This window comes from Deinococcus sp., assembly GCF_025362455.1.
Taxonomy (GTDB): domain Bacteria; phylum Deinococcota; class Deinococci; order Deinococcales; family Deinococcaceae; genus Deinococcus.
In genome coordinates, this window is record NZ_JANYGJ010000112.1 from 1 (window position 1) to 24,370 (window position 24,370).

The 24,370-nt window shown below is 65.8% G+C and carries 21 protein-coding genes; 10 read left to right on the forward strand and 11 right to left on the reverse strand.

Going from position 1 to position 24,370, the window contains the following annotated elements:
* The 7 genes from Q0R23_RS08720 to nagA all read right to left on the reverse strand — a co-directional run.
* Positions 1 to 1,329 (reverse strand): HAMP domain-containing sensor histidine kinase (locus tag Q0R23_RS08720; RefSeq protein WP_293912144.1); only part of this gene is annotated, 1,329 nt, incomplete at its 3' end.
* Between the two features lie 20 nt (positions 1,330 to 1,349).
* A complete protein-coding gene (locus Q0R23_RS08725) occupies positions 1,350 to 2,024 on the reverse strand; it encodes a response regulator transcription factor (protein WP_293912146.1) in 675 nt (224 codons plus the stop codon).
* Between the two features lie 21 nt (positions 2,025 to 2,045).
* On the reverse strand, positions 2,046 to 2,723 hold the full coding sequence (locus Q0R23_RS08730; RefSeq protein ID WP_293912147.1) for a phosphatase PAP2 family protein: 678 nt from the start codon (positions 2,721 to 2,723) through the stop codon (positions 2,046 to 2,048).
* A gap of 109 nt (positions 2,724 to 2,832) precedes the next feature.
* Positions 2,833 to 3,003: a hypothetical protein gene (locus Q0R23_RS08735; RefSeq protein WP_293912149.1), complete on the reverse strand. Its 171-nt coding sequence runs from the start codon at positions 3,001 to 3,003 to the stop codon at positions 2,833 to 2,835.
* A 12-nt stretch (positions 3,004 to 3,015) separates the two neighbouring features.
* A complete protein-coding gene (locus Q0R23_RS08740; protein ID WP_293912151.1) occupies positions 3,016 to 4,089 on the reverse strand; it encodes an NAD(P)-dependent alcohol dehydrogenase in 1,074 nt (357 codons plus the stop codon).
* Between the two features lie 207 nt (positions 4,090 to 4,296).
* The gene (locus Q0R23_RS08745) at positions 4,297 to 5,397 is read right to left on the reverse strand and encodes an NAD(P)-dependent alcohol dehydrogenase (protein ID WP_293912153.1); all 1,101 of its coding nucleotides are present in this window, start codon (positions 5,395 to 5,397) and stop codon (positions 4,297 to 4,299) included.
* A 117-nt stretch (positions 5,398 to 5,514) separates the two neighbouring features.
* On the reverse strand, positions 5,515 to 6,762 hold the full coding sequence (nagA, locus tag Q0R23_RS08750; RefSeq protein ID WP_293912155.1) for an N-acetylglucosamine-6-phosphate deacetylase: 1,248 nt from the start codon (positions 6,760 to 6,762) through the stop codon (positions 5,515 to 5,517).
* 665 nt (positions 6,763 to 7,427) lie between these two features.
* Here nagA and Q0R23_RS08755 point away from each other — a divergent pair.
* Positions 7,428 to 8,870, forward strand: a complete 1,443-nt coding sequence (locus tag Q0R23_RS08755) for a replication initiator protein A (RefSeq protein ID WP_293912156.1) — start codon at positions 7,428 to 7,430, stop codon at positions 8,868 to 8,870.
* A 356-nt stretch (positions 8,871 to 9,226) separates the two neighbouring features.
* Here Q0R23_RS08755 and Q0R23_RS08760 read toward each other — a convergent pair whose 3' ends face one another.
* Both Q0R23_RS08760 and Q0R23_RS08765 read right to left on the reverse strand, forming a co-directional pair.
* Positions 9,227 to 9,595 carry a hypothetical protein gene (locus Q0R23_RS08760; RefSeq protein WP_293912157.1) on the reverse strand — a complete coding sequence of 123 codons (369 nt, stop codon included), beginning with the start codon at positions 9,593 to 9,595 and terminating at the stop codon, positions 9,227 to 9,229.
* Positions 9,592 to 10,218: a ParA family protein gene (locus Q0R23_RS08765; RefSeq protein ID WP_293912159.1), complete on the reverse strand. Its 627-nt coding sequence runs from the start codon at positions 10,216 to 10,218 to the stop codon at positions 9,592 to 9,594. Before Q0R23_RS08765 ends, Q0R23_RS08760 begins: the two co-directional genes overlap by 4 nt.
* Positions 10,219 to 10,843: 625 nt before the next feature.
* Between Q0R23_RS08765 and Q0R23_RS08770 the strand changes: the two genes are divergently transcribed.
* The 8 genes from Q0R23_RS08770 to Q0R23_RS08805 all read left to right on the forward strand — a co-directional run bounded on the left by Q0R23_RS08770 (position 10,844) and on the right by Q0R23_RS08805 (position 19,593).
* On the forward strand, positions 10,844 to 11,578 hold the full coding sequence (locus tag Q0R23_RS08770) for a FadR/GntR family transcriptional regulator (protein WP_293912161.1): 735 nt from the start codon (positions 10,844 to 10,846) through the stop codon (positions 11,576 to 11,578).
* Between the two features lie 46 nt (positions 11,579 to 11,624).
* Positions 11,625 to 13,112, forward strand: coding sequence for an ABC transporter substrate-binding protein (locus Q0R23_RS08775; RefSeq protein ID WP_293912162.1), 1,488 nt, complete (start codon positions 11,625 to 11,627; stop codon positions 13,110 to 13,112).
* A gap of 67 nt (positions 13,113 to 13,179) precedes the next feature.
* Positions 13,180 to 14,124, forward strand: coding sequence for an ABC transporter permease (locus Q0R23_RS08780; protein WP_293912163.1), 945 nt, complete (start codon positions 13,180 to 13,182; stop codon positions 14,122 to 14,124).
* Between the two features lie 121 nt (positions 14,125 to 14,245).
* On the forward strand, positions 14,246 to 15,118 hold the full coding sequence (gene nikC, locus Q0R23_RS08785; protein WP_293912165.1) for a nickel transporter permease: 873 nt from the start codon (positions 14,246 to 14,248) through the stop codon (positions 15,116 to 15,118).
* Between the two features lie 24 nt (positions 15,119 to 15,142).
* Positions 15,143 to 16,027, forward strand: coding sequence for an ABC transporter permease (locus Q0R23_RS08790; protein WP_293912167.1), 885 nt, complete (start codon positions 15,143 to 15,145; stop codon positions 16,025 to 16,027).
* Positions 16,027 to 16,947: an ABC transporter permease gene (locus tag Q0R23_RS08795; RefSeq protein ID WP_293912169.1), complete on the forward strand. Its 921-nt coding sequence runs from the start codon at positions 16,027 to 16,029 to the stop codon at positions 16,945 to 16,947. Before Q0R23_RS08790 ends, Q0R23_RS08795 begins: the two co-directional genes overlap by 1 nt.
* 68 nt (positions 16,948 to 17,015) lie before the next feature.
* A complete protein-coding gene (locus Q0R23_RS08800) occupies positions 17,016 to 18,623 on the forward strand; it encodes an ABC transporter substrate-binding protein (protein ID WP_293912171.1) in 1,608 nt (535 codons plus the stop codon).
* Positions 18,624 to 18,666: 43 nt separating this feature from the next.
* On the forward strand, positions 18,667 to 19,593 hold the full coding sequence (locus tag Q0R23_RS08805; protein WP_293912172.1) for an acetamidase/formamidase family protein: 927 nt from the start codon (positions 18,667 to 18,669) through the stop codon (positions 19,591 to 19,593).
* 54 nt (positions 19,594 to 19,647) lie between these two features.
* Here Q0R23_RS08805 and Q0R23_RS08810 read toward each other — a convergent pair whose 3' ends face one another.
* A complete protein-coding gene (locus Q0R23_RS08810; RefSeq protein WP_293912173.1) occupies positions 19,648 to 20,640 on the reverse strand; it encodes a helix-turn-helix domain-containing protein in 993 nt (330 codons plus the stop codon).
* Positions 20,641 to 21,209: 569 nt separating this feature from the next.
* On the opposite strand from Q0R23_RS08810, the gene Q0R23_RS08815 reads away from it, so the two are divergent.
* On the forward strand, positions 21,210 to 22,424 hold the full coding sequence (locus Q0R23_RS08815) for a hypothetical protein (RefSeq protein ID WP_293912174.1): 1,215 nt from the start codon (positions 21,210 to 21,212) through the stop codon (positions 22,422 to 22,424).
* A gap of 275 nt (positions 22,425 to 22,699) precedes the next feature.
* Here Q0R23_RS08815 and Q0R23_RS08820 read toward each other — a convergent pair.
* Positions 22,700 to 24,370, reverse strand: a 1,671-nt coding sequence (locus tag Q0R23_RS08820) for a type IIL restriction-modification enzyme MmeI (RefSeq protein ID WP_366520408.1), incomplete at its 5' end; no start/stop codon positions are given.

The following is a 24,370-nucleotide window of genomic DNA, read 5'->3' on the forward strand; positions in this document are numbered from 1 at the left end:
CGGCCAGTTCGGGATCAGTTCGGCGTCCCAGCGCTGGGCCAGGGCCACCACCAGGGTCAGACCCAGGCCGCTGCCGGGCGTGCCCTGCCTCCCGGCGCCGCGCTCGAAGGCCCGCAGCAGGCGCGGCCAGTCGGCACGCTCAGGTCCGGCGCCGCCGCTGCCTACCGTGCAGGCGCCGCCCCCGACCAGCAGCGTCACCACCTCGCCGGAGCCGTATTTGAGGGCGTTCTCGATCAGGTTGAGCAGTACTCGCCGCAGCCCGTCCTCCTCGGCCCGGACCCAGCATTCGCTCAGGTGCAGTTCGAAGCGTTTATCTGCCTGGGCGGCCACTTCTTCCAGCGCCTCGGCGGCGGCGAGCACCTCGGCGGCCAGCTCCAGGCGCTCCAGCACAACGGGAGTCTCGCTGCGGGCCAGCTCCAGCAGGCTCTCGGACAGGCCGATCAGAGCGTCGACCCGGCCCTGCATGCCCAGCAGCGCCCTGTGGTACTCGGCGACCTCGCGGGGGCGCTCCAGCGTCAGCTCCAGACGGCCCCGCAGGGCGCTCAGCGGGGTGCGCAGTTCGTGGGCCGCCGTGCGGGCGAAACTCCGCTCGCGCTCGATGGTGCTCTCCAGACTGCCCAGCATGGCGTTGACGGTGCCGGTCAGGCGGGCCATCTCGTCCTGGCCGGGCACGCTGGGCACGCGCTCGTGGTAGCTGCCGCGCCGGGCGATGCGGGCGGCGGTGCGGGCCACCGCGTCCACGGGGCGCAGCGCCCGGTCCGCCAGGGCGTATCCGGCGGCGCAGGCCACCACGATCATCACGCAACTGCCGAGCAGCAGGATATGGGCCAGCGTTTCCAGCAGGCTGCTGAGGGTGTCGCTGGGGCGCGAGACGCGCAGGTACAGCCCACCGCCGACGCGCTCGGTCAGGACGCGCTGCTCGGCGACGCTGGCGAAGCCGACTTGCAGCGGCATCGGTTTCGCCCGGTCCTCATCCTGACTCTGCCCCTGAGTCTGGCCGACGCTGGCGATGACGCCGCCCGCCGCTGAGAGCAGTTCTATTCGCAGATCCCGCGTGGCCCGCAGCTCCGGGGCGAAACGGGCCGCTGCGCCCTGGCGCTCGATGCTGGCCCCGGCGACGCTGGCGGTTTCGCGCAAGGTCGCGTCGAGCGAACGGGTCAGCGAGCCCCGCGCCGTGAAGTAGACCAGCACGGCGCCCAGCAAGACCGTCACGGCGAAGACCGTCACGTAGCCGAGCGTCAGCTTCAGGCGCAGGCTCCAGTGATCCGGCAGGTGCAGCCTGAGCTGATTCGGCTTCGGTGCCTCGGCCAGCTCTGCGGCAGGCTTCACGGCAAGGTTCATGGCGCGTTTCACGGCTCGGCGCGTCCCAGTCGGTAGCCGGTGCCGCGAACGGTGTCGATCAGGGCCTCACTGGTCTTGCGGCGCAGGGTGCTGACATACACGTCGATCACCTTGAGTTCCACGCCCGCCTCGCCGCGCCACAGCCGCTCGATCAGTTCAGGGCGCGAGAAGGCCCGGCCCGGATGCAGCGCCAGTAGTTCGATCAGCGCGAATTCCCGCCGGGTCAACTCGGCCCGCCTGCCCCCGCAGTGCAGCTCGCGCCCGCCCAGGTCGAGGTGCCAGCCGCCCGGCAGGGGCACGCTGTTGTGGGCGCTGCCGCCCGAACGCCGCAGCAGCGCCCGCAGCCGTGCCCGCAGCTCCCGAAAAGCGAACGGCTTGACCAGATAATCGTCGCCTCCGGCTTCGAGCCCGCTCACCCGGTCCTCGACGGCGGCGCGGGCGCTCAGGTAGAGGATCGGCAGCCTCAACCCGGCGCTGCGCAGCCGCTCGCCCAGGCGGTAGCCCGCGTCCGGCCCCTCCGGCAGCGTCACGTCGAGCAGCAGCAGGGCGTAGGGAAACAGATGGGCCAGCGCCTCGGCCTCACTGGCGCTGGCGGCGTGGTCGCATTCGTAGCCGTCCTCGCCAAGCCCCTCGCGCAGCAGCTCCGCGATGTGCGGGTCGTCCTCGACGATCAGGAGTCTCATAGCAGCAGTCTCATGGCGGGCTCACGCGGCGCCCTGCCGCTGCCTACCCTGGCCATTCAGCAAGCCCCGGCCACGCAGCAGGCTGTAGACGCCCAGCACCCAGGCCAGACCACTGAGCCAGCCCGCCAGCACGTCCGTCGGATAATGCACCCCCAGGTAGAGCCGCGAGAGGCCCACGCCCAACGTGAAGATCAACCCCAGCACCAGTGCGGGCCAGCGCCACGGCGTGCGCCACAGCAGCAGCGTCAGCGCGAGTACGAAGGCCATGCTGTACATACTATGGCCGCTGGGGAATCCGGCGCCCGATTCCTGCACCAGCCGGGGCCACAGCTCAGGCCGGGGCCGGTGAAAGGCCAGCTTCATCATCAGGTTCAGCGCCGCCGCGCCCGCCACGCTCAGGCCCCAGAACAGCGCCAGCCGCCTGAATGTCCACCACAGCGCCGCCAGGATCAGGGCGCTCAGCGGCGCGATGACCGCAAAGCCGCCGATGGTGCTCAGGCCCACAGCCAGGTGATCGAGCGCGGGCGTGGCCAGATGGTGGATGCTTTGCAGCAGCGGCGTCTCGAAGGCGAAGCGGGGCCGCTCCAGCACGTCCTCACCGATGTATCCCACGATCAGCAGCGGCAGCAGGATGCCGAGAAACAGCCGCAGCAGTTGGGCAGGCCGGGCGGTGCGGGCAGGGGTGAGCAGGGTCGCCATGACCAGAGCCTGACAGAGCCGGGTAAAGAGGAGGTAAAAGCGCCGACGATCACGAGACGCTCAGGGCGGCTGGTTCAGCAGGCTATCCATGACCCGTCGGCTGGGCGCCTCAGTCAGTGATGACCCGTCGCAGGACTAGGCGGACGGTGGCCTGCAATTCGGCACGCCGACCAACAGCGTCGTTTTTCTGGTGCTGATCCTGGCGGTCATCGTCTACCTGAGCGTCACCCGAACGGATCAGATCGTGCTGAGTGAAGGTGCCGACTGACTCGCCGCTCAAGCGGCTGCTGGTTCAGAGCGACGGCGGCCCGGCAGCCTGCTCACCCTTCAGTGAGGCCATATCGATCACGAAGCGGTACTTGACGTCGTTGCGGACCATCCGGTCGTAGGCGGCGTTGATGTCCTGCATCTCGATCAGCTCGATGTCGGCCACGACGCCGTGCTCGGCGCAGAAGTCGAGCATGGCCTGCGTTTCGCCCAGCCCGCCGATGTTGCTGCCCGACACGCTGCGGCGGTGCGAGATCAGCGCTCCGCCGTGGACACCCACCGGGTCGATGGCGCCGACGATCACCAGTTGGCCGCCCAGTTTGAGGGTCTGAAGGTACGGATTCAGGTCGTGCGCCGTCGGCACGGTGCTGAGGACGAAATCGAAGCTGGTCCGCGCCGCCTTCATGGCGCCGGGGTCGCTGCTGATGATGACGTGGTGGGCGCCCAGCCGCAGGGCGTCGTCGGCCTTGCCCTGCGAGGTGGTCAGCAGCGTCAACTCGGAGCCCATCGCGGCGGCCAGCTTGATGCCCATGTGGCCCAGCCCGCCCAGTCCCACGATGGCGACGCGGTGCCCCTGGCCGATCTTCCAGTGCCTCAGCGGCGAGTACATGGTGATGCCCGCGCACAGCAGCGGGGCCACCGCTTTCAGGTCCAGCGACGGCGGAACGCGCAGCACGAACTCCTGGCGCACCACGATCGAGGTCGAGTAGCCGCCGAAGGTCAGCTTGCCGGTGCCTTTTTCACGTGAGTTGTAGGTGGTGGTGTGCCCGTTCTCGCAGTACTGCTCCAGGCCCTGAGCGCAGTTGTAGCAGTGCTGGCAACTGTCGACCAGCACGCCCACACCGGCCAAATCGCCCACCCTGAACCCCGTGACCTCCCCGCCCACCGCCGTGACGCGCCCGACGATCTCGTGGCCCGGCACCATCGGATACAGGCTCGGTCCCCACTCGCTGCGGGCCTGGTGAATATCGGAGTGGCACACCCCGCTGTAAAGGATCTTCAGTTGCACATCGTTTGGCCGCAGCTCACGCCGCTCGATCTGGTACGGGGCGAGCGGGCTCGTGGCGTCCTGGGCGGCGTAGGCATTGATGGTAGGCATGGGGGATTCTCCTGGTGGGGCGAAGGTTGAGGGGGCGCCGCAGGCTGGGCTGACCTGGGCTCACTGTCGGGGGCTCACTGCCGGGTCAGTGCTCGTACGGGACAGCCAACTGAACCTGATCGTTCTTCTCAGGCGCGATGTTCTCAGGCGGTGCGTTCTCAGGCGGTGCAGTGACCACCGCCTCACGGCCATCCGTCACGGCCCGGATCAGCCGCCCTGCCCTGCGGCGGCGCTGACGTCGATCATCACCTTCATGCTGACCTTCTTCTCGGCGTCGGCGAACTCCAGGGCCGCCTGGGTGTCGGCGAAGGCGTAGCGGTGCGTCACCAGCACGTCGAGGTTGATGGCGCCGGAGGCGACCAGGGCGATGGCTGCCGGATAGCAGTTGGCGTAGCGGAAAATACCCCGGATGTCGGTCTCGCGGCTGGCTGCCGAGACGATATCCAGCGAGACTTCCGGATCAGGTGGCAGGCCGACCAGCACCGTGACGCCGCCGGGCCGGGGCGCCTCCAGGCTCATGCGGCAGGTGGGAACGCTGCCCGCCGTCTCGAAGGCCACGTCCACCCCGGCGTGCGAGAGCGGCAAGCTGCCCAGCTCGTGGGTGATCCGGCGAATCTCGGCCACCGCGTCGTGGGTGCGCGAGTTGACGGTGTGGGTGGCGCCCACCTGGCGGGCCAGTTCCAGCCGGAAGTCTTCGAGGTCCACGGCGATGATGGTCGTGGCGCCCGCCGCCCTGGCCGCCTGAATGCTGGTGCAGCCGATCGGCCCGGCGCCGATCACCGCCACGCTGTCCCCGACCTTGACGCCGCCGCGCCGCGCGGCCCACAGGCCCACCGCCAGCGGTTCGAGCAGCGCCGCCGCGTCGTCGGAGACGCTGTCGGGCACGGCGAAGGTGAAGTCTTCGGGCCAGATCACATACTCGCTGAAGGCGCCGTCGATGGGCGGGGTCGCCATGAAGGTCATGCTGGGGCACAGATTGTAGTGCCCGGATTTGCAATACGAGCAGCGGCGGCAGGGGTAGCCGGGCTCCAGGGCGACACGCTGGCCGACCTTCAGGGTGCGGACGCCCTCACCGACGGCCTCGACCACGCCGCTGACCTCGTGGCCCAGCACCAACGGCGACTCGACCACGAAGTTGCCGATGCGCCCGTGGGTGTAGTAATGCACGTCGCTGCCGCACACCCCGACCTTGCGGACCTGCACGCGCACCTCCTGCGGGCCGGGCTCTGGGACGGCGCGGGTTTCCCAGTGCATCTGCCGGATGCTGTCCAGTACGGCGGTTTTACTGTCGATTTTACTGTCGATCATGTGGGGTGGCCTCCAGGGCGAAGTGGATCATGCTGAACGTGAAGGCATTTTGACACGTCCACGGCTCAGGATTCCGGGGGTGCCGCAGCTCGGAGAAACGTCTGACCGCACCTGAACCTAGAGCACCGCTCGCCCCTTCACGTAGACCTGGACGACCTTCAGTTCTCCGTTCAGCACGACGAGATCAGCCCGCTGGCCCGCCGACAGGCCACCCCGGTCACTCAACCCCAGATAGCGGGCCGGGTGGGCGCTGGCCAGAGCGACGGACCGGTGCAGGCTCAGGCCCGCCTTCACCGCACCTCGCAGCGCCTGATCCATGGTCAGCAGGCTTCCGGCCAGGCTGCCGCCCGCGAGCCGCGCCTGACCGGCCCGAACGGTGGCTGTCTGACCCCCCAAATCGTAGTCGCCGTCGGGCATTCCGGCAGCCCGCATGGCGTCGGTCACCAGCAGCATGCGCTCCGGTTTGGCTGCGTGCGCACTCAGGAAGCTGGTCGGGTGGACGTGGTGCCCGTCGAGGATCAGCTCGGCGAAGGTGGCTGGCCGTGAGAGCAGCGCCCCGATCACGCCCGGTTCGCGTCCGGAGAGCCCGCTCATGGCGTTGAACAGGTGCGTGCCGCCGACCTCGCCGCCCTCTGTCAGCACAGCTTCGGTCACGGCTACGGCCTCCTCGGCGGTGGCGATGGTGTGGCCCAGACTGACCCGCACCCCGGCCCTGGCAAACTGGCGAGCCGCCTCCACCGCGCCCGGCAACTCCGGCGCCAGCGTCACCACCCGGACGACCCCGGCAGCCAGCACTTCAGCGACCCGCTGCGGGGTGGGCAGCAGCGTAAACGGCGGCTGGGCGCCGAGTTTGAGCGGATTGACAAAGGGGCCTTCCAGATGGGCACCCAGAACGCTGGCCTCGCCCGGCTGTGGCGCACCCTGCACGGCCCGGACGCGCTCCAGCGCTCCCAGCACGCGCTCCCAGGGATTGGTGATGGTCGTGGCGAGCAGCGCCGTGGTGCCGTGCCGGGCGTGAAAACGGGCCAGGCCACGCACGCCGTCCTCGCCGTCCATGGCGTCGAAACCGCCGCCGCCGTGAACGTGAACGTCGATGAAACCGGGCACGATAAACGGTGCGCCCAGAGGCTCGGCAGCTCGTAGCTGCGTCCCAGAGAGCTGCGTCTCAGAGAGGTGCGTCCCAGGGAACTGCATCTGCACTTCCTGTATCTCCGACTCGAAGCGCAGGCGTCCCGATTGCCAGCCACGCGGCGTCCAGAGCAATCCTTCCAGAATGGTCATGCCCGACCATAGCAATACCAGACAACGGTCAGGCGACAGCAAATGCTTGAACAAAAAAGCAGGTGCGAGCACCCGGCTGGTCATTTCTGGTCACCTGGGCCATAAGGCGCCGATCAGCCTGACCGCCGAATTGAAGCACAGGTGCCAAACGACGTCCAGGCGCCGTACCGGCCTACTCGGCATATCGCCGGTCGCTGACTGGGGTTCAGGCACTTCGGACCTGAAAACCCCTACCGGTCTACTCGGCATATTCACCCGAAAGTACCGGTCTACTCGGCATATTGGTACCGGTCTACTCGGCATATTGGCTCTCATAAGCTCTCATTCAGGGGTTGGATGGGCACCGGTCTACTCGGCATATTGGCGTCTGCATACCGGTCTACTCGGCATATTCACTACCGGTCTACTCGGCATATTGGTACCGGTCTACTCGGCATATTAGCCACAGCGGGCCGGTGGGCCTACCGGTCTACTCGGCATATTGAAGCCGAAAGTACCGGTCTACTCGGCATATTAGTACCGGTCTACTCGGCATATTAGGGCGAAAAGTACCGGTCTACTCGGCATAAATATCCGGAAAACGCCGTGTTTATCGGCTCTCGCCTCGAATCCCTTGTTGTTGTACAACAAGTAGTTAAAAACAAATCTTTAAAGATCTTTAAAGATTGGTAAAGACAAACAACAAAGGGCGCTGTTGAAAATGTTCCGGCGGCGGCGCGGCGCGGGCGGGTGTGTATACTCCTGTGAACATGGCCCGCAAGGTGAGCAAAGCAACGCCCGGCCCCAAACCCATCGGTGAGATCCGGCAATTCGACGAAACGAACCTGGCCCGACTGGGCCTGATCTGCGCCCAGGAGCGCATTTCGCCGAGCTACACCACCTGGAAAACCAGCTACGACGTCAACGGCCATGACGGTGAACTGTCCTGTTTTTCGCCAAGTGAAGTCGGCGGCGTTCCACACGGCGTCGACGGCGATTTCGTGACCGCCCTGAATACCATGTACCTCGAACAGGGTGCCCCGCTGGACGGCGTGGTCCACACCACGGCGTACCAGGTCTTGCAACGGGCAGGATTTGAGGACAACGGCGCCTCCTACGAGCGTCTGGCCGAGTCTTTGCGCCGGTTGCGACTCGCTGAGTACGTGATTGGTCGGGCCTGGCGGCGGCGAGGCGAGGGCGCCAACGGCTGGGCCAGCGTGGCATTTTCGTACATCAGCCAGATCCGCCAGAGCACGCCCGAACACCGCGATCTGAGCCGGGGCACCACCCTCAGCGTGCAACTGGCCGAACCGGTGGCCGAGAGTATCCGCAATCAGTACATCCACCCGCTGGACCTCGAATTTCAGGTGAGTCTCAAGCGGCCCCTGACGCGGGCGCTCTACCGGCTGCTCAACGGCAGGCGCTACAGCGAGCACGACCCTCAGCATCCCATCGACAGCTTCAAGGTGCTGGTCTCCGACTGGGCACGCGACTGCAAGCTCACCGAGGTGATTACCGCCCGCATCAAGCGCAATCTGGACGAAGCCCACCAGGAGCTGATCCGGCGCCAGTACCTCAAGGAGGTGGTGTTCGAGGGGCGCGGCAGCCGGGCGACGGTGACCTACGTGTACGGGCAGGCACCGGCGTCGGAGCCCAGCGTTCAGGTGATGCCTGACTCGCCGCTGGTGCAGACCCTGATCGGCCATCAGGTGGCCCGCAACGTGGCGGTCAAACTGGTCAAGGACCACGGCGAGGCGCACGTCAGCGCCCGGCTGGAGCGATTCCTGTCGATGCTGGCGGCAGGCTACCAGCCGCGCCAACTGGGCGCCCTGCTGGTCGACGTCATCAAGGATCAGGAGGGCAAATACCTCGATTCCGGTCCGGTCACTTTGCCCTCAGGTGCGGCTGGGCCGGTCTCCAGGCCCGCCAGACCCCGCGCCGAAGCGGTGGTCACCGCCGACGAGGACGCGGCGGACGAGGCCAAATTCCGCGCCCTGCCACGCGAGGAGCAGGCGGCCATGACCATCTCGGCGCTGAAGATGATCCTTCGCAACAAAGCCGGGGAAGGCACGCTCAACCGCGTTCAGGCCGGTGTGCTGGCGGGCACCCTGGATGGCCGAGACCTGCTGCGCCAGGCGGGTAAGGCCGCCCTGGACATGAAGCTGCAATCCTTTGTCGAAGACCTCCGGCAACTGGTAGGACGTACCGGTTAAAGCCCTTGGAGACGCTGTTGCGCCTCTCCTCTCCCCCTACTGGTGACCAGCAGGCCAGCCGTTGTGAATGCCAACACCAGATCAGTCGCGGGACCAACTCAGCGTTGTAAGGTCATTTAAGATGCCTCCAAGCACCGGAGGTAGGCAGGAGTGCGACCAACCGTTTTCTGAGTCTTGTGGGTGCCACTGGTGAGCAGCAAACGAGGTTCAGGAATCAAGACACGATCTTGATAACCAGATGGCAATGAACTTGAAGAGGGTTTCGGGCTGTGCGAGACATTTGATTGTAAACTTTGGGCTCGATGCTTTTGCACTGTTAAGAGTATGATAATACGAAAGTATATAATTACGGACTTTTAGACTTTCAGCCAGCCATCCAGCAGCTCGTTGATGAGGTCACTGACGTCCTTGCGCTCATCCAGAAGGCGTTTGCGGGCCTCAGTGTAGGTGGCGGAGTGCAGCAACACGGTGACCTGCTGATACTCCGGATTGGAGCGTTTACCAGGTGGGCGGCCCATCTTTTTGGCGGGCACGGGAGTCGGAGCCGCATCGTCCACTGGCGCAGATACGAGTGGCGCTGACACGGGCGACGCTGACACAAGCGACGCTGACACAAGCGAAAATACAGCGGTGAGGTCTGGACTCTCTCCTACCAGACCCTGCTGCGCGTCTTGCTGTGAGCGGCGCTGGCGCATTTCCTTGAGCCCGGCGAATTTACTGGTCATGCTTTTTCCCCTATTGCACAGTCCTCCACCACTCGAATGATCTCTTTGGCGGCCAGCTCGTAGTCCGACCAGGCGGTTTTGGCGCTCCTGACGTTCCTGGCGTTCTGCACGGCCACACCCTGAGCGCTGGCGTGCCGGAACGCCGAGGTCTGGCGGATGGTGGCCTGCATCACGGGTAGCCCCTCCGATTCGAGCAGGGCGCGGGCCTCGGCGCCTTCTCTGGACGGTGCGGGCGGCACCAGCGTCAGCAAGATGCGGTAGTTGCCATCCATGGTCTGAAGCGCCTCGGTGGTCTGCATCAGGGCGTCCAGACTCATGGCTTCCGGGTTGGTCGGCAGCACCAGCAGATCACAGCCGCCCACCAGGTCACGCAATTCGTCGGCGCTGGGTCGGGCGCCCGTGTCGATGACGATGTGTTCGAACTGCCTTGAATACTTCATGGCCTGACCTTCCGGGTAGACCTGAAATGGCAGGTTGTCGTGCGAGGCCCACAGCGAGGCGCTGCGGTTGGAATCGCCGTCGACCAGCATGGTCGGGGCCGAGCGCTGGAAGTAGGCGGCCAGGTGAACGGCGGTGGTGGTCTTGCCAACCCCACCCTTGAAGCCAGCGACGGTAATAATCATCTCGCCGACTGTACACCATTACGGTGGTGCAGACTTTCGAAAGTACAGGCTTTCGAAAGTGCGACCGTGCAAATATGCAAAATTATGAATGTATAAAACTCTGATAAATAGAGGGTTCTCACGCTCATACTTTTATAAGTTCAAAAGTATGGCGGTATGAAACCATGAAAACGAGGCAGAAGGTGTGTCATAGCGCAATACCATGCTTCGAGGTTCATATGGCCTCCGTCGGTACAAGTGTAAAAGTATGAATATTCACCCTTGCAAAATTGCATTATGAGCTCCCTGACACTCAGACACCCCAAAACGGTTCGCTCAACGCCAGGCTCGGACTCAGGACCGAACTACCGTCGCTGGCTCCGAGAAGGCACTCGTCTGAGCATTCGTATTTTCATACTTGTAAAAGTATACACAGCTATACTTACGTACTTTTACTGCTGGGCATATGTTTCCAGGGTCTGCACTCACGTCCAGCAGGGGAAGGGCTGTCCCTGTGTAGCTGCCTACTTGACCGCCAGCGCTGGCTCGTGCATATTTTCATTCATCACCGGTCCAGTGGTCGGACCAATCGATCCCAACTCGCCGCCTGTTTTGCCGCCCCCGCCGAGTCAGCCGGAGGTCCACCGTGAGCGCCAAGCCCCTCAGACAGGTCAAGATCGCCGATCAGGTGGTAGGCGAGTTGCAGGTGTGGTTTCGCTCCGGTGAATTGACGGCGGGCATGCGGCTGCCCCCGGAACGGGAACTGGCGGCGCAGTTCGGCGTTTCGCGGACCAGCCTGCGCGACGCGCTGCGGCGGCTGGAGCTGCTCGGCTACCTGGACGCCCGGCAGGGAGACGGCACCTACGTGCGGGTGCCGGACGGCGACGCCCTGTCGCAGCCGTTTCGCAATCTAGTCAACACCTTGCCGCACAACGCCGCCGATCTGCTGGAATTCCGGATGCTGATCGAGCCGGAGGTGGCGGCGCTGGCGGCCACACGCCTGACGGGGGAGGGGAGAGCGGCGCTGCTGGGCAGCCTGAAGCGGCAACGTGCCCTGCCGGACAACGGCCCCCGTCTGGGCCACGAGGACGCCCTGTTTCACGACGTGCTGGCTCAGGTCGCGGGCAACATGGTGGTTCTGCGCGTGCTGGAAACCCTGCGCGACCTGCTGCGTGACGTCCGCACCATCTCGCTTCCGGCGGCGGGCTCCAGGCGGACGGTCAGCGAGCATGAACGCATCATCCAGGCGGTGCTGGCGCAGGACCGGGACGGCGCCCGACAAGCCATGCGCGAGCACCTGGAGGACGTGACCCGCACTTACCAGGACGCCGTGTGGCGGCGAGATCATACAGATCAGCTCGCACTGCAACGACCCGGCTGATTCGTCGCCCCCTTCTCGACATCTCACCCAGCACAGGAGTGACGCCATGACCCGGACCAAGTTTGCGCCCCCGATGATTCTCGGTTTGACACTCTTCCTGAGCACCGCTGCCGCCGAAACGCTGATCGTCGGCCTCGACGCCGATCCGCCCAGGCTGGACCCGGCGCTGTCCACCGCCTTCGTGGACCGGCAGGTGATGAACCAGATTTTCGACAAACTGGTGGACGTGGACGAGAAGCTGAAGGTGGTCCCGATGGTCGCCAAGAGCTGGAAGGTGAGCAATGCCGGGCTGACCTACACCTTCAAGCTGAATACGGGCATCAAGTTCGCCGACGGCACCGTCCTGGACGCCGCCGCCGTCAAATACAGTATTGAGCGCAACCTGACGCTGGAAGGCAGCGCCCGCAAAGGCGAACTGGCCAGCGTCAAGGAGGTCGCGGCGCCCGACGCGGCCACTGTGGTCATCAACCTGAAGGTGCCCTACGGCCCGCTGCTGGCGGTGCTGAGTGACCGCTCTGGGATGATCGTCTCGCCGACAGCGGCCAAGAAATCAGGGGCAGACTTCGCCAACGAGCCGGTGGGTAGCGGCCCGTTCAGCTTCGTCAGTCGCAAGCGCCAGGACAACATCACCCTCAAGGCCAACGCGGTGTACTGGCGCGGCAAACCCAAGCTCGACGGCCTGGTGTATCGCCCGTTTCCAGACGGTGACGTGCGAGTGGCCAATCTGCTTTCCGGCGCCGTGCAGGTCATCACCCCGGTAGACCCCAAGGATGTTGCGACCATTCAGAAGAACGCCAAGCTGGACGTGACCACCTTCCAGGGGCTGGGCTTTCAGGGCGTCTGGATGAACATCGGCAAGCCCCCGTTCAACAACAAACTGGTGCGCCAGGCGTTCTCCGCCTCGCTGGACCGCGACGCCATCAACAAGGTCGTGTTCCTGGGCACGGTCAAGCCCGCCGCCGGTCCCTTTCCGCCGGGCACGCCCGCCTACTCGGCGGCGATCAGGGTGCAGGCCGCCGACCTCGCCGGAGCCAGAAAGAAACTGGCCCAGGCCGGAAAGCCCAGCATCCCCTTCACGCTGCTGACCGCGCCGGGGGCCGTCAATGCCCAACTGGCGCAGCTCTATCAGGCGATGGCGGCGCAGGTCGGCTTCAACGTCAAGATCGAAACCGTCGAGTTCGGCGCCCTGCTCGACCGCGCCGACAAGCGCAACTACGACGCGGTGATGCTCGGCTGGTCGGGCCGCCCCGATCCGGACGGCAACATCTACGAGTTCTTCCATACCGGCGGCAGCAACAACCAGGCCGGGTACAGCGTGCCCGGCATAGATTCCCTGCTCGAAAAGGCCCGCGCCCAGACGGCTATGAGCGCCCGCGTCGCCACCTACAACGTCGCGCTGGGCAAGATCGTGGACGACTCGCCGTATGCCTTTACCTACTTCACCAGCAACACGGTCGGCAACGCCAAGACCGTGACCGGTCTGCGCCTCGTTCCGGACGGGATTTTGCGCTTCTACACGGTGGACACCAAATAGGGAGGGGAGAGGACGACTGCCGTTTCCACAGGCCACAAGCCACGCGCCACAAGCCAACGGAGTTCTTATGCTGATCTTCGCCGCCAGACGGCTGCTGGCCGCCATTCCAACATTACTGGTCGTGACGCTGCTGGTGTTCGCGCTGGTCCGGCTGCTGCCTGGTGACCCAGCCCGGCTGCAACTCGGCGAGGAGGCCACGCCCCAGGCGCTGACCGAGCTACGTCACAAGATGGGGCTGGACCGTCCGGTGGCCGTGCAGTACGTCTCCTGGCTCGGTGATCTGGGCCAGCTCAATCTGGGCCGCAGCTTGCAGGACAACACCACGGTGTCCAGCCTGATCGCCCAGAAATTGCCCACGACCTTCGAGCTGGCGCTGCTGAGCCTGCTGATCGCGGTGGCGCTGGCCCTCCCGGCGGGCATTCTCAGTGCCTTGCGGCCCGGCGGCGCCCTCGACCGACTCGTCACGCTGCTGGCGCTGTCGGGCATCAGCTTGCCGACCTTTTTCCTGGGCATCCTGCTGATCTACATCTTCAGCGTCAATCTGGCCTGGATACCCGCCAGCGGCTACGTCGGCCTGAGCGAGAACGCCGGGCTCAACCTCAAGCTGATGCTGTTGCCCGCCGTCACGCTGGGCGTTGGCTCGGCGGCGGTGCTGACCCGCTTCCTGAGAAGTAGCTTGCTGGAAGTGCTGAACCAGGATTATGTCCGCACCGCCCGCGCCAAGGGGGTCGCCGGACGGCTGGTGATCGTCAAGCACGCGCTGCGCAACGCCCTGATTCCGGTGGTGACGGTGCTGGGATTGCAACTCGGCGGCCTGCTGGGCGGCGCGGTGGTCACCGAGCAGATCTTCAGCGTGCCCGGCTTCGGGCGGCTGCTGGTGGACGCCGTGTTCACCCGCGATTTGCCGGTGATTCAGGGCATGGTGCTGACCTCGGCGGCGCTGGTGTTTCTGGTCAGCTTCCTGGTGGACCTGGCCTACGGCGCCATCGACCCCCGCGTGAGGTTCGGATGAAAAAAAATTGTGTCGAGTCGAAGACGAGACCGACCAACGGGAGCAGTAATAGATACCGTATGGCGGCGATGGAAGCCTCTCCGGTGCGTTTTCGGAGAGGCTGGAATCAGAGCGATACGGTATGACAGCGCTGCCTGCCGTGCCAACCATCAAACGTGAGCGCAACAAGACCCTCCGGCGCTTCACCGCCAACCGCCTGGCTGTCGCCGGACTGATCGTCGTGCTACTGCTGAGCGTGGTGGCGCTGCTCTCGCCGTACATCTCGCCCTTCGACCCGGCCAAGCAGGACTTTGCGGCGCTGCTGCAATCACCCAGCGCCGCTCACCCCCTCGGCACCGACGAACTGGGCCGCGATACCCTCAGCCGCGTGCTGTACGGCGCCCGCATCAGCCTCTCCGCCGGGCTGGTCAGCGTGGCCCTGGCGCTGGTCGTCGGCACCGCCCTGGGCCTGATCGCGGGCTTCGTCGGCGGCTGGCTGGACGAGCTGATCGGGCGAATCATCGACGCGCTGCTGGCCTTTCCCTTCCTGATCCTGGCGATCTCGCTGGCCGCCATCTTGGGTCCGAGTTTGCAGAACACCATGCTGGCCATCGCCATCGTCACCACTCCGGCCTTCGCCCGCGTCACCCGCGCTCAGGTGCTGGCTCAGCGCGAGCTGGACTACGTACAGGCTGCCAGTGCGCTCGGTGCGTCCAGTGGGCGGACCCTGCTGCGCCACATTCTCCCCAACATCTCCGGCGCCCTGATCGTGCAGGCCAGCCTGGCCATCGCCGAGGCCGTGCTGGCCGAGAGCACCCTCAGTTTCCTGGGCCTGGGCGTGCAGCCGCCGACGCCGAGCTGGGGCAGCATGCTCAACACCGCTCGCGGCTACCTCCAGACCGCGCCCTGGCTGGCCCTGGCCCCCGGCGTCATCATCTTCCTGACGGTGCTGGCCTTCAACCTGCTCGGCGACGGCCTGCGCGACGCCCTGGACCCCAGGGGCCGGACCCGGTGAGGGCGGTCTGATGAGGACTACTCTGTGACGGTGACCCTCAACGCCCCGGCCCGCCCCAAGTCGCGCAACCGAACGCTGACCCGCTTCCGGCGCAACCCGGCGGCCATCGTCGGCCTGGTGGTCTGCCTGCTGATCGTCCTGGCGGCGCTTGCAGCCCCCTGGCTGGCCCCGCACGACCCCGATTTCCAGTTTCCCGAAGGGCTGACCCTGGAGGGCGCCCCGCAACCGCCCGGCGGCCTCTACCCGCTCGGCACCGACTTGCTGGGCCGCGATCTGCTGTCGCGTCTGATCTGGGGCGCGCGCGCCTCGCTGACGGTGGGCTTCGTCGCCAACGGCGCGGCGGTGTTGCTGGGCGTGCTGATCGGCGCTCTGGGGGCGCTGACACGCGGCTGGGTCGGCACCGCCATCATGCGTTTCACCGACGTGATGCTGGCCTTTCCGGTGCTGCTGCTGGCCATCGCCCTGACCGCCATTCTGAAACCCAGTTTGTGGATCGTGGCGCTGGTGATCGCGCTCATCAACTGGGTGCCGATCGCTCGCGTGGTCTACAGCGAGGTGGCCTCGCTGCGCGAACGCGAGTTCGTGGAGGCCGCTGGTGCCGTCGGGGCGGGCGCTGGGCGCATCCTGACCCGCCACATCCTGCCGCACCTGATTCCCACGGCGCTGGTGTGGGGCTCGCTGGGCGTGGGCACCACCGTGTTGCTGGAAGCGACCCTCAGCTTCCTGGGCGTGGGCGTGCAGCCGCCGACGCCGAGCTGGGGCGGCGTCATCAACGAGTCGCAGAGCTACCTGACCACCGCGCCCTGGCTCGTTCTGGCGCCGGGCGCGGCCATCTTGCTGACCTCGCTGGGTTTCAACCTGCTCGGCGAGGGGCTGCGCGACGCCCTCGACCCCAAGGGAGGCCGCTGATGCTCGGCTTCCTGGGTTCGCGGCTGCTGCAAAGCCTGCTGGTCTTGCTCGCCGCGTCGTTCATCACCTTCACGCTGGTCTTTTTGCTGCCCGCCGACCCGGCGCGGATGGTCGCCGGGCCGAGCGCCAGCGTCCAGACCGTGACCAGCATCCGCCACGAGATGGGGCTGGACCGGCCTTTCCTGGGGCAGTACGGCGCCTACCTGGGGCGGCTGGTGCAGGGCGATCTGGGGCGCTCGTACAAGCAGAACACCCCGGTGTCCACGCTGCTGGCCTCGCGCATCGGGCCGACCTTGCAACTGATGCTGGGCGCTATCGCCCTGGAGTTGCTCATCGGGCTGCCGCTGGGCATCTGGGCGGCGTTGAGCCGGGGACGCTGGCCCGATACGGTGGTCATGGGCCTGGCCTTCCTGGGCGCGGCGGCGCCGCAGTTCTGGCTGGCGCTGAGCCTGGTGTACCTGCTGGCCTACCGGTTCAATTTATTCCCGTTAGGCGGCTACGGCGGCTTATCACACCTGTTTTTGCCTGCCCTGACGCTGGGCATCGGCGGCGCGGGCTGGTACGCCCGGATGATGCGCTCGCAGCTCTTGGAGGTGCTGTCGCAGGACTACATCCGCACCGCCCGCGCCAAGGGGCAGACGGCCAGGGGCGTGCTGATCGGCCACGCGCTGCGCAACGCCACGCTGCCCATCGCGACCATGATCGGGCTGGACATCGGCACCTTCATGGGCGGCGTGGTCGTCGTCGAGAGCGTCTTCGGCTGGCCGGGGCTGGGGCGACTCGTTTGGGACGCTATCCGCGTCATCGACATTCCGATCATCGTGGGCGTGGTGATCTTCAGCGCGTTTGTAATTACGCTCTCGAACCTGCTGGCCGACTTCGTGCAGCCGCTGATCGATCCGAGGGTGAGGTACAGGTAGGGGAGTGGGAAGTGGAAAGTAGGGAGTGGGTTTGGAATTCTGCGTCTATCACGTTCTTCAGGAGGCTTATGAATAGATATCTGATGGTTGGAATCACGCTGGCTCTCTCCACATTCACGCTCGCTCAGGCTGCGCCCACACGCGGCGGCAGCGTCACCGTCTCCTACAAGGACGACGTGACCACGCTCGACCCGGCGGTGGGCTACGACATCCAGAACTGGGGCATCGAGAAGATGGTCTTCGACGGCCTGCTCGACTACGAGGTGGGCACGACCAAGCTGACACCGCGTCTGGCGACGGCCATGCCGAAGGTCAGCTCTGACGGCAAGACCTACACCTTCACGCTGCGCCCCGGCGTCAAGTTCCACAACGGGCGCGAGGTCGTCGCCAGCGACGTGGTGTACTCGCTGACCCGTGTGCTCGATCCCAAGACCAAGAGCCCCGGCCAGAGCTTCTACACCAGCATCGCCGGGGCACAGGCGTTCGTGGACGGCAAGGCCAAGACCGTCAGCGGCCTGAAGGCGGTGGGCAAGTACGGCGTGACCGTCGCGCTGGAGGCGCCCAACGCGGCGTTTCTGAACATCATGGCCATGAATTTCGCCTTCGTGGTGCCCAAAGAGGCGGTGGCGGCGGCGAACGGTGACTTCGGGCACAAGCCGCTGGGCACCGGCCCCTTCAAGCTCACGAGCTGGCCCAGCGGGCAGCAACTGGTCTTCGAGCGCAACCCCAGCTACTACCTGCCCAGCCTGCCGTATCTCGATAAGGTGACCATCAAGGTCGGCCTCGATCCCAGCGTGGCGTTTCTGAGCCTCACCAGGGGCGAGGTGGACATCCTCGGCGACGGCATTCCGCCCGCCCAGTTTCTCCAGGTCGTCAAAGACCCCAAATACAAGGCCAGCATCTTCTCGCAGACAACCGTGAACACCTCGTATATGTCGCTGAATACCGGTGTGGGGCCGCTGAAGGACCTGCGGGTGCGCCAGGCCATCAATATGGCGATCAACAAGACCAAGGTGCTGCGGATCATCAACGGGCGCGGCGCACTCGCCAAAGGCTATCTGCCCCCGCTGATGCCCGGCTACGACGCCTCGGAGGTCGGTTACAAGTATGACCCGGCAGCCGCCAAGGCTCTGCTCGCCAAGGCCGGATTCGCGGGCGGCTTCGACACCGTGCTGTACACCACCAGCACCGATCCCAACCCGCGCATCGCCCAGAGTTTGCAGCAGGACCTGGCGGCGGTGGGCATCCGGGCCAGCATCAAGAGCCAGGCCCAGAGCACCGTCACCGAGGCGGCGGGCACCAAGAACACGGCGCCGCTGGTCTGGTCGGGCGGCATGGCCTGGACCCAGGACTTTCCCGACCCCAGCGACTTCTTCTGGCCGATTCTGAGCTGCAAGAGCGCCGTGCAGGGCGGCTATAACTGGCCGTTTTACTGTGACAAGGCGCTCGACGCCCGCGCCGCCAGGGCCGATCAGTTGGTGGCCCCAGCTCAGCAGGTGGCCCGCCTGAAGGAGTACGCCAGCATCTTCGCAGCGCTCAACAAGCAAGCACCCTGGGTGCCGATCTACCACGAGGTCCGCTACATGATGAAGTCGGAGCGCCTGGTGGCCGATTCCTCGCTGCTCAACGACCCGATCCACAACATCGACTACGAGCGGCTGTCGGTCAGCAAATAGAGCGAATGGGGGAGAGCCCGTCTCCTCCCCACCGGAGGTCCACTTGAAGCCGCACATCCACACCATTCACCATCACCACTTCGGCTGGGACAATAGCCTCACGCCGCAACTTCACGCCGCGCCGGGCGACACGCTCGAATTCGCCATTCAGGACGCCAGCGGCGGGCAACTCACCGAGCACAGCACCGCCGCCGACGTGCCCAAGTTCGACTTCTCGCTGACCAATCCGGTGAACGGCCCGGTCTACATCGACGGCGCCGAAGCGGGCGACGTGCTGAGCGTCGAAATTCTCGATTTTCAGGAATCATACTGGGGCTGGACCGGCCTCATTCCCGGCTTCGGACTGCTGGCCGCCGATTTTCCCGATCCCTGGTTGCACATCAGCCGCTATGACCGCGCCAGCGTGCAGTTCACGCCGGAGATCACGTTGCCGACCCGGCCTTTCTCTGGCACCATCGGCCTGGCCCCTGCCGAGAAGGGGCCGCACAGCGTGGTGCCGCCGCGCCGGGTGGGCGGCAACCTCGATATTCGTGACCTGACACGGGGCGCCGTGCTGTATCTGCCCGTTGAAGTGCCGGGCGCCCTGTTCAGCGTGGGCGACACGCACGCCTGCCAGGGCGACGGCGAGGTCTGCGGCACGGCAGTCGAGACGGCCATGAACGTGCAGCTCAGATTCGGGCTGCTCAAGGGCGCCAAGTATTCCGCGCCGCGCTTCGAGGTGCCCGCGTCGGGCATGGCCCAGGTCGACCGCGAGGGCTACTACGCCACTACCGGCGTCGGGCCGGACCTGTTCGCTGCCGCCCAGGACGCCGTTCGGGCCATGATCGATCATCTGGGGCGCGCGTACCGCTTAGGCCCTGAGCTGGCCTACGCGCTGTGCAGCGTGGCGGTGGACCTCAAGATCAGCGAGATCGTGGACGCGCCGAACTGGGTGGTCAGCGCGTACCTGCCCAGGGGGATTTTCGGCTGAGGACTCGTCACGGCGGTGGACCGTCACGGCGATGCCCAGCGTCGGCAGGAGCCCTCAGCGCAGCCTGGCACGCCGCTGGTCATCCGCGAAGGCGTAATGCAGGCGCATCAGCAGGTCCTGGGGATGGTTGCCGAACTTGCGCCCAAACAGCTTCAGCCCGCCCACATTCACGGCGCCGGGTTTGATGCCCAGGCGCAGGCTGAGGTGGGTGTGGCCCGGCACGTCGATCTCGCCGATCCTGACCTCCGAGAAGGGCTGGCCGCACAGCGAGCTGCCCTGCTCACCGATCTCCCAGGTCTGGAGCAGGCCGTAAGTCGTCTGGTCGCTGTTCCACCAGCTCGGCTGGAAGCGGGCCGGAACGCCGCCGAAGTCCGCCGGGCTAGTCCAGGTGCCGATTTCCACCTCGTTGATCCACAGCGTGATGTCCGAGGGCCAGTCGGGGTCGTAGCTGGGCGCCTCGGAGCACACTTCGGCGGAGAACTCCAGCCGGGTCAGGTGAGCGCCGAAGGGGATGTTGTAGGGAAAGGCGTACTCGACAAAGCCGTACTCGACAAAGGCGTACTCTACAAGGCCGCTGCCCAGCCATAGAATCTGGGCGAAGACGTGATCGGGCTCGAAGAAGCTGCGCGGATCGTCGATGGTGCCGATGTAGCGGGTATCGGAGGCCAGGCCGCAGGGCGCGGTGGCCTCCACGTGGCGGTAATTGCCGATGGGCATGCGAATCTCAACGCTGTCCTGGGCCGCCTCGACGGCCACGCCGGGCAGCCGGATCAGCACCTCGTCGTAGCGCTTGGACACCAGCTTCTGGGTGCCGTGGGTGCCGGGCACGTACTCGACTTGCAGCAGCCCGGCGACCACCAGTTGCTTGATGTTCAGGCTGACCGTGGAGTGCGGCAGGTCCAGCGCGGCGGTCAGTTCCGCCACGTTCATGGTGTTGTGCGAGAGCAGACTCAGGATCAGCACCCGCGTTTCCGAACTCAGCACCCGGAACAGCGCCGTAGCCGACTCCGATTCCACCTCCAACACCCGTTTTCCCGGTATGGCCATGCATCTTCCCGTTCAGGTCCACTCTAGTCGACATATGGACCCAAGCGGCGGCGTGCAACTTTTGCTTTCTAAGTACGTCCTTGCTAACGTTTCGGGCTTGCGCGTCTTGGGCAAAGCGGACTGTCGTCGTGAACGGACTGTCGTCGTGAACGGACTGTCGTCGTGAACGGACGCCCATGAGGACGCCACTCCTCCCCATGAGGATGCCACTCCTCTCCTGCGGAGCTTTGCAAGTCCGCCTGGGCACGCCTGCCCGCGTCTTTGGCAGAACGGACGCGCCTGGGCACGCCTGCCCGCTTCTTGGCCTGAACAGCGCCGCTGGCGACGCTAGGCTGCTCCGCTCGGTAAAGCTGGAGATGCTTGGTCTGAGCAGGATGCTGTGCAGTGGTCTGGGCGAGGCTGGAACCGAGGAGCAGACCGGCGAAGAGGTCGGCGCGAAGGTTGCTTCAAGCGGTCATGAGCAGGTGAGGCGCCGGTTCGGAGCGGGTGAAGGGGCGCTGGGCGGCGCAGATCGACACGCCCGGTGCAGCGGCGCTTCCCCTGTGCCAGACTGGCCTCCCAGGAGTGCCATGAGTCTGACCGAAAAGTTGCTGTTGCGCCTGCTCACCACAGCGGCGCAGCCCCCACCAGATGACCCGCCGCCGTTGCTAATGACGCTGCCGCCGCCGCCGTCGCCCCTGAGCCAAGCGGTCCAGGCCGTGCGGACCCTGCTGCCAGGTCGCCCGACACCCCAGGAGCGGCTCGACCTTCAGGCCCTGCTGGATGAGATCGGCGCCGCGCTGGACAGACCGACGCTAAATAAATTGACGCCGGACAGATCGACGCTGCTGCCCCCTGAGCCGTCCGCCGAGGTTCGGGAGGCGCCTATATTGCCTGCCCAGGCGCCAGTACCACGGTTGCCAGTACGGTTGCCAGCGCAATGGAGGGTGCTCTCGCCGCTTGAGCCTGTGCCCACGCCGAGCCCGTCCAGCAGGGCCTCGCCGCTGAGGGCCATCCGGCGCAGCGCCCGGCACAAACGGGACGCCTGCCTGGATTTGGCGGGCGGCGGCGCTGGAACGGACGCCCCTGCCCATTATGCCGATCTGCCCGGACCCACCCTGCGACTGCTCGCCGAGCTGTTCGAGGGCGTGGCGCTCAGTGCCTTGCTGCTGGCCCGGCCCCAGGTCAGCCAGGGCCACCTGCAACTGGCCGCCACCGCGCAGTCGGCCCTGGCGGCTCAGGTCGAGCGCCTGAACCTGCCTGCCGACGCCGATCAGGTCGAACTGTTCCGCTTTCTCAAGCACGTCGCCTTTCAGCGCCAGCACTACCTCTCCCAGCACATGACGCTGGCCGACCGGGCTGATCCGGCGCAGATCGGTGCGGTGCTGGAGCAGCTTCAGGCGGCACTGGCGCCACCGGGCACGCGCTCGCCGAGCCTGGCTGCGCTCTCGTTCTACCCGCCCGCCGTCGAGGCCCTGAGCGCTCACCTGTCGGGCCGGACCATCCTGATGATCGGCGGCGGCGTGGACAACCCGGCGCACGTCCAGCGCTGCCAGGACGCCGGACTGTCGGTCAGGTGGCGAAACTACAAGCACGGCGAGAGCCACTGGAAGCTCGCCAGCGAAATTCGCCAGCCCGACGTGGCCGTGGTCGTCGTGGCGGTGCGCTGGAGTTCGCACGACAGCGTGCTGCTCAGACCGCTGTGCGCGGAATACGGCAAGGCCTTCGTGATGCTCAAAGCCGGGTACGGGGTCAATACGCTGGCCAGCGAGGTCGCCGCTCAGTTGGGCCTACAGGTGGCGTAGAAAACAGGGCAAACTTACGTCGGGCTTTTAGCTCCTCACCCTTGAGGGGGGAGGCTGGGAGGGGGTGAGATTAAACGCTCTCCCAGCGCGGCTTGAATACAACAGCATCGTCGTTTTGCTGACATTGGAAGCCCGGCCAGCCCACCCCCTCCCCAACCCTCTGCAAGCAGCTCTTCGAGTCCCCCCTCAAGGGTGAGGGAGCACAAGCCGCGCCAGGACGACGTTTTCATCAATGTTTCCAGAGGAAGATAAATCGACGTAAGTTGCCCCCCACATCAGGCCGTGTACCCCCCAGACAGCGGCACTTCCCGCGCCTGGCCCAGCGAGACCAGCATCTCCAGCACTTCCTCGGTGGTGCTGGCCCGCACGCCCCTGAAAGCCCTGGCGACCTGCTGCGGCGTCAGGGGCCGACCCCCGGCACGCAGCAGTTGCCGCACCGCCTGCGACTGCTCGGCGAGGCGTTTGGGGAACATCGGCAGCTTGGCGGCGGCGATTTCGGCCTCGTCGGCAGCCAGCAGGCCCTCCTGACCCTTCCAGTTGGGGTTCTGGTAGGCCGGGCGCAGGTAGTTGACGATCTCCGAACGCTCCTCGGCGGCGCGAACGGTGTTCAAAGCCGCCAGCCGGGCCAGCACCTCCGGCGTGGGCAAATCAAAGGGCCAGCCATACGCTTCGGCCACCAGCCCGTCAAGGTCATCGTGCAGGCCCCGGAGGGTGCTCACCAGGCCCCGGCTGTGCGCATCCTGCTCGGCGGCGCTCAGCTCGGCGCCGGAGCGCAGCTTCTCCAGCACGTTGTACAGCCCGGTCATGCTCAGGTCGGGGTGCAGTGCTAGCCGGGCCTTGCGGTGGTCGTCCAGGGCCTGCGCTCCCTCACGGATGGCGCGTTGCTGGGCGGCGGTGACAGTAGGGAAGGGGAACGTCTCGAAGCAGCGGGTCTTGTTGTAGCGGGGACGGTCTTCCAGCGTGCCGCCCTGCGCCAGTGACCAGACCACATGCACCCGGCTGCTGAGCACCCCCAGCACGTAGGCGTCGTCATGGGCGATCACGATCAACGCATCATCGGGCAGGATGACGGCCTCAAGAAACTGGAAGACGCGGTGTTTGCTTGTCGCCACGGTGGCGATGTAGCGGGGCAGGCCGTCCAGAGCCGGGCGGAAGGCGCTGCGGGCCTCACCGAAAATCCACCAGTTGTCCCGGTAGCTGGCCCGGTTGTTCTGGTCGCGCTCCGGCTTCACCGTCAGCTTGACGTGCTGGTAGACCTCTGGGAAGCGCTGGAAGACATCAGCTTCAGACAGACCGAACAGGTCGATGACCATGACGCCGCGTGACTGGGCCATCAGATCGCGGCCATTGCGGTACTCACGGATGTGCTTCTCAAGGCCATCAATCCGGCCCAAACCGAGTGCGGCGGCCTCTTCGCGGGTCACGATGAATCCAGCGCCCATGAGCTGCACTCCCCGGCTGCTGATGTCAGCGTTGGCCTCCAGCTCCACCGCCCCTGTCGTATCGGCGCCCACCGTCAGATCAGCATTGATGCGCCCTGTTTCCTCCACCGTCACCACGCTGTATTCGCCGTTTTCGCCGGACTGCTCGCTCACCACCCGCTCGATGACGCCTTCGCGCTGCCCGCGCCCCACGACGGTCATGGCGATTCGCACCGCCGCGCCGCCCTGCTCGTCCACCCAGGGATGATCCGGCACGGCGTAGAGAAGGCTCAGCTTGCCGCCGCTCAGCACCTCTTCGATCACCCGGCGGTTGAAGGTCTGCTTGATGCTGTTGGTGGTCACGAACCCGAAGCGGCGCAGGCTCCGCAAACTCATCAGTTGGGCGGCCTTGAACCACCAGTACATCACGAAATCGGCGCTGTCCGGCACGCCCGCGTGGTGCTTGCTGATCTTGTAGGTGCCGCGTAAAGCCCTGGTATAGCCCTCTCCCAAGGTGTCCTGTAG

Bases quoted from the DNA above. Each gene is read 5' to 3' on its own strand.
- Q0R23_RS08810 (WP_293912173.1), bottom strand. From the start codon at position 20,640: ATGGCCATACCGGGAAAACGGGTGTTGGAGGTGGAATCGGAGTCGGCT.
- Q0R23_RS08730 (WP_293912147.1), bottom strand. From the start codon at position 2,723: ATGGCGACCCTGCTCACCCCTGCCCGCACCGCCCGGCCTGCCCAACTG.
- Q0R23_RS08780 (WP_293912163.1), top strand. From the start codon at position 13,180: ATGCTGATCTTCGCCGCCAGACGGCTGCTGGCCGCCATTCCAACATTA.
- Q0R23_RS08765 (WP_293912159.1), bottom strand. From the start codon at position 10,218: ATGATTATTACCGTCGCTGGCTTCAAGGGTGGGGTTGGCAAGACCACC.
- Q0R23_RS08740 (WP_293912151.1), bottom strand. From the start codon at position 4,089: ATGCCTACCATCAATGCCTACGCCGCCCAGGACGCCACGAGCCCGCTC.
- Q0R23_RS08745 (WP_293912153.1), bottom strand. From the start codon at position 5,397: ATGATCGACAGTAAAATCGACAGTAAAACCGCCGTACTGGACAGCATC.
- Q0R23_RS08725 (WP_293912146.1), bottom strand. From the start codon at position 2,024: ATGAGACTCCTGATCGTCGAGGACGACCCGCACATCGCGGAGCTGCTG.
- Q0R23_RS08815 (WP_293912174.1), top strand. From the start codon at position 21,210: ATGAGTCTGACCGAAAAGTTGCTGTTGCGCCTGCTCACCACAGCGGCG.
- Q0R23_RS08795 (WP_293912169.1), top strand. From the start codon at position 16,027: ATGCTCGGCTTCCTGGGTTCGCGGCTGCTGCAAAGCCTGCTGGTCTTG.
- nikC (WP_293912165.1), top strand. From the start codon at position 14,246: ATGACAGCGCTGCCTGCCGTGCCAACCATCAAACGTGAGCGCAACAAG.
- Q0R23_RS08800 (WP_293912171.1), top strand. From the start codon at position 17,016: ATGAATAGATATCTGATGGTTGGAATCACGCTGGCTCTCTCCACATTC.
- Q0R23_RS08775 (WP_293912162.1), top strand. From the start codon at position 11,625: ATGACCCGGACCAAGTTTGCGCCCCCGATGATTCTCGGTTTGACACTC.
- Q0R23_RS08755 (WP_293912156.1), top strand. From the start codon at position 7,428: ATGGCCCGCAAGGTGAGCAAAGCAACGCCCGGCCCCAAACCCATCGGT.
- nagA (WP_293912155.1), bottom strand. From the start codon at position 6,762: ATGACCAGCCGGGTGCTCGCACCTGCTTTTTTGTTCAAGCATTTGCTG.
- Q0R23_RS08760 (WP_293912157.1), bottom strand. From the start codon at position 9,595: ATGACCAGTAAATTCGCCGGGCTCAAGGAAATGCGCCAGCGCCGCTCA.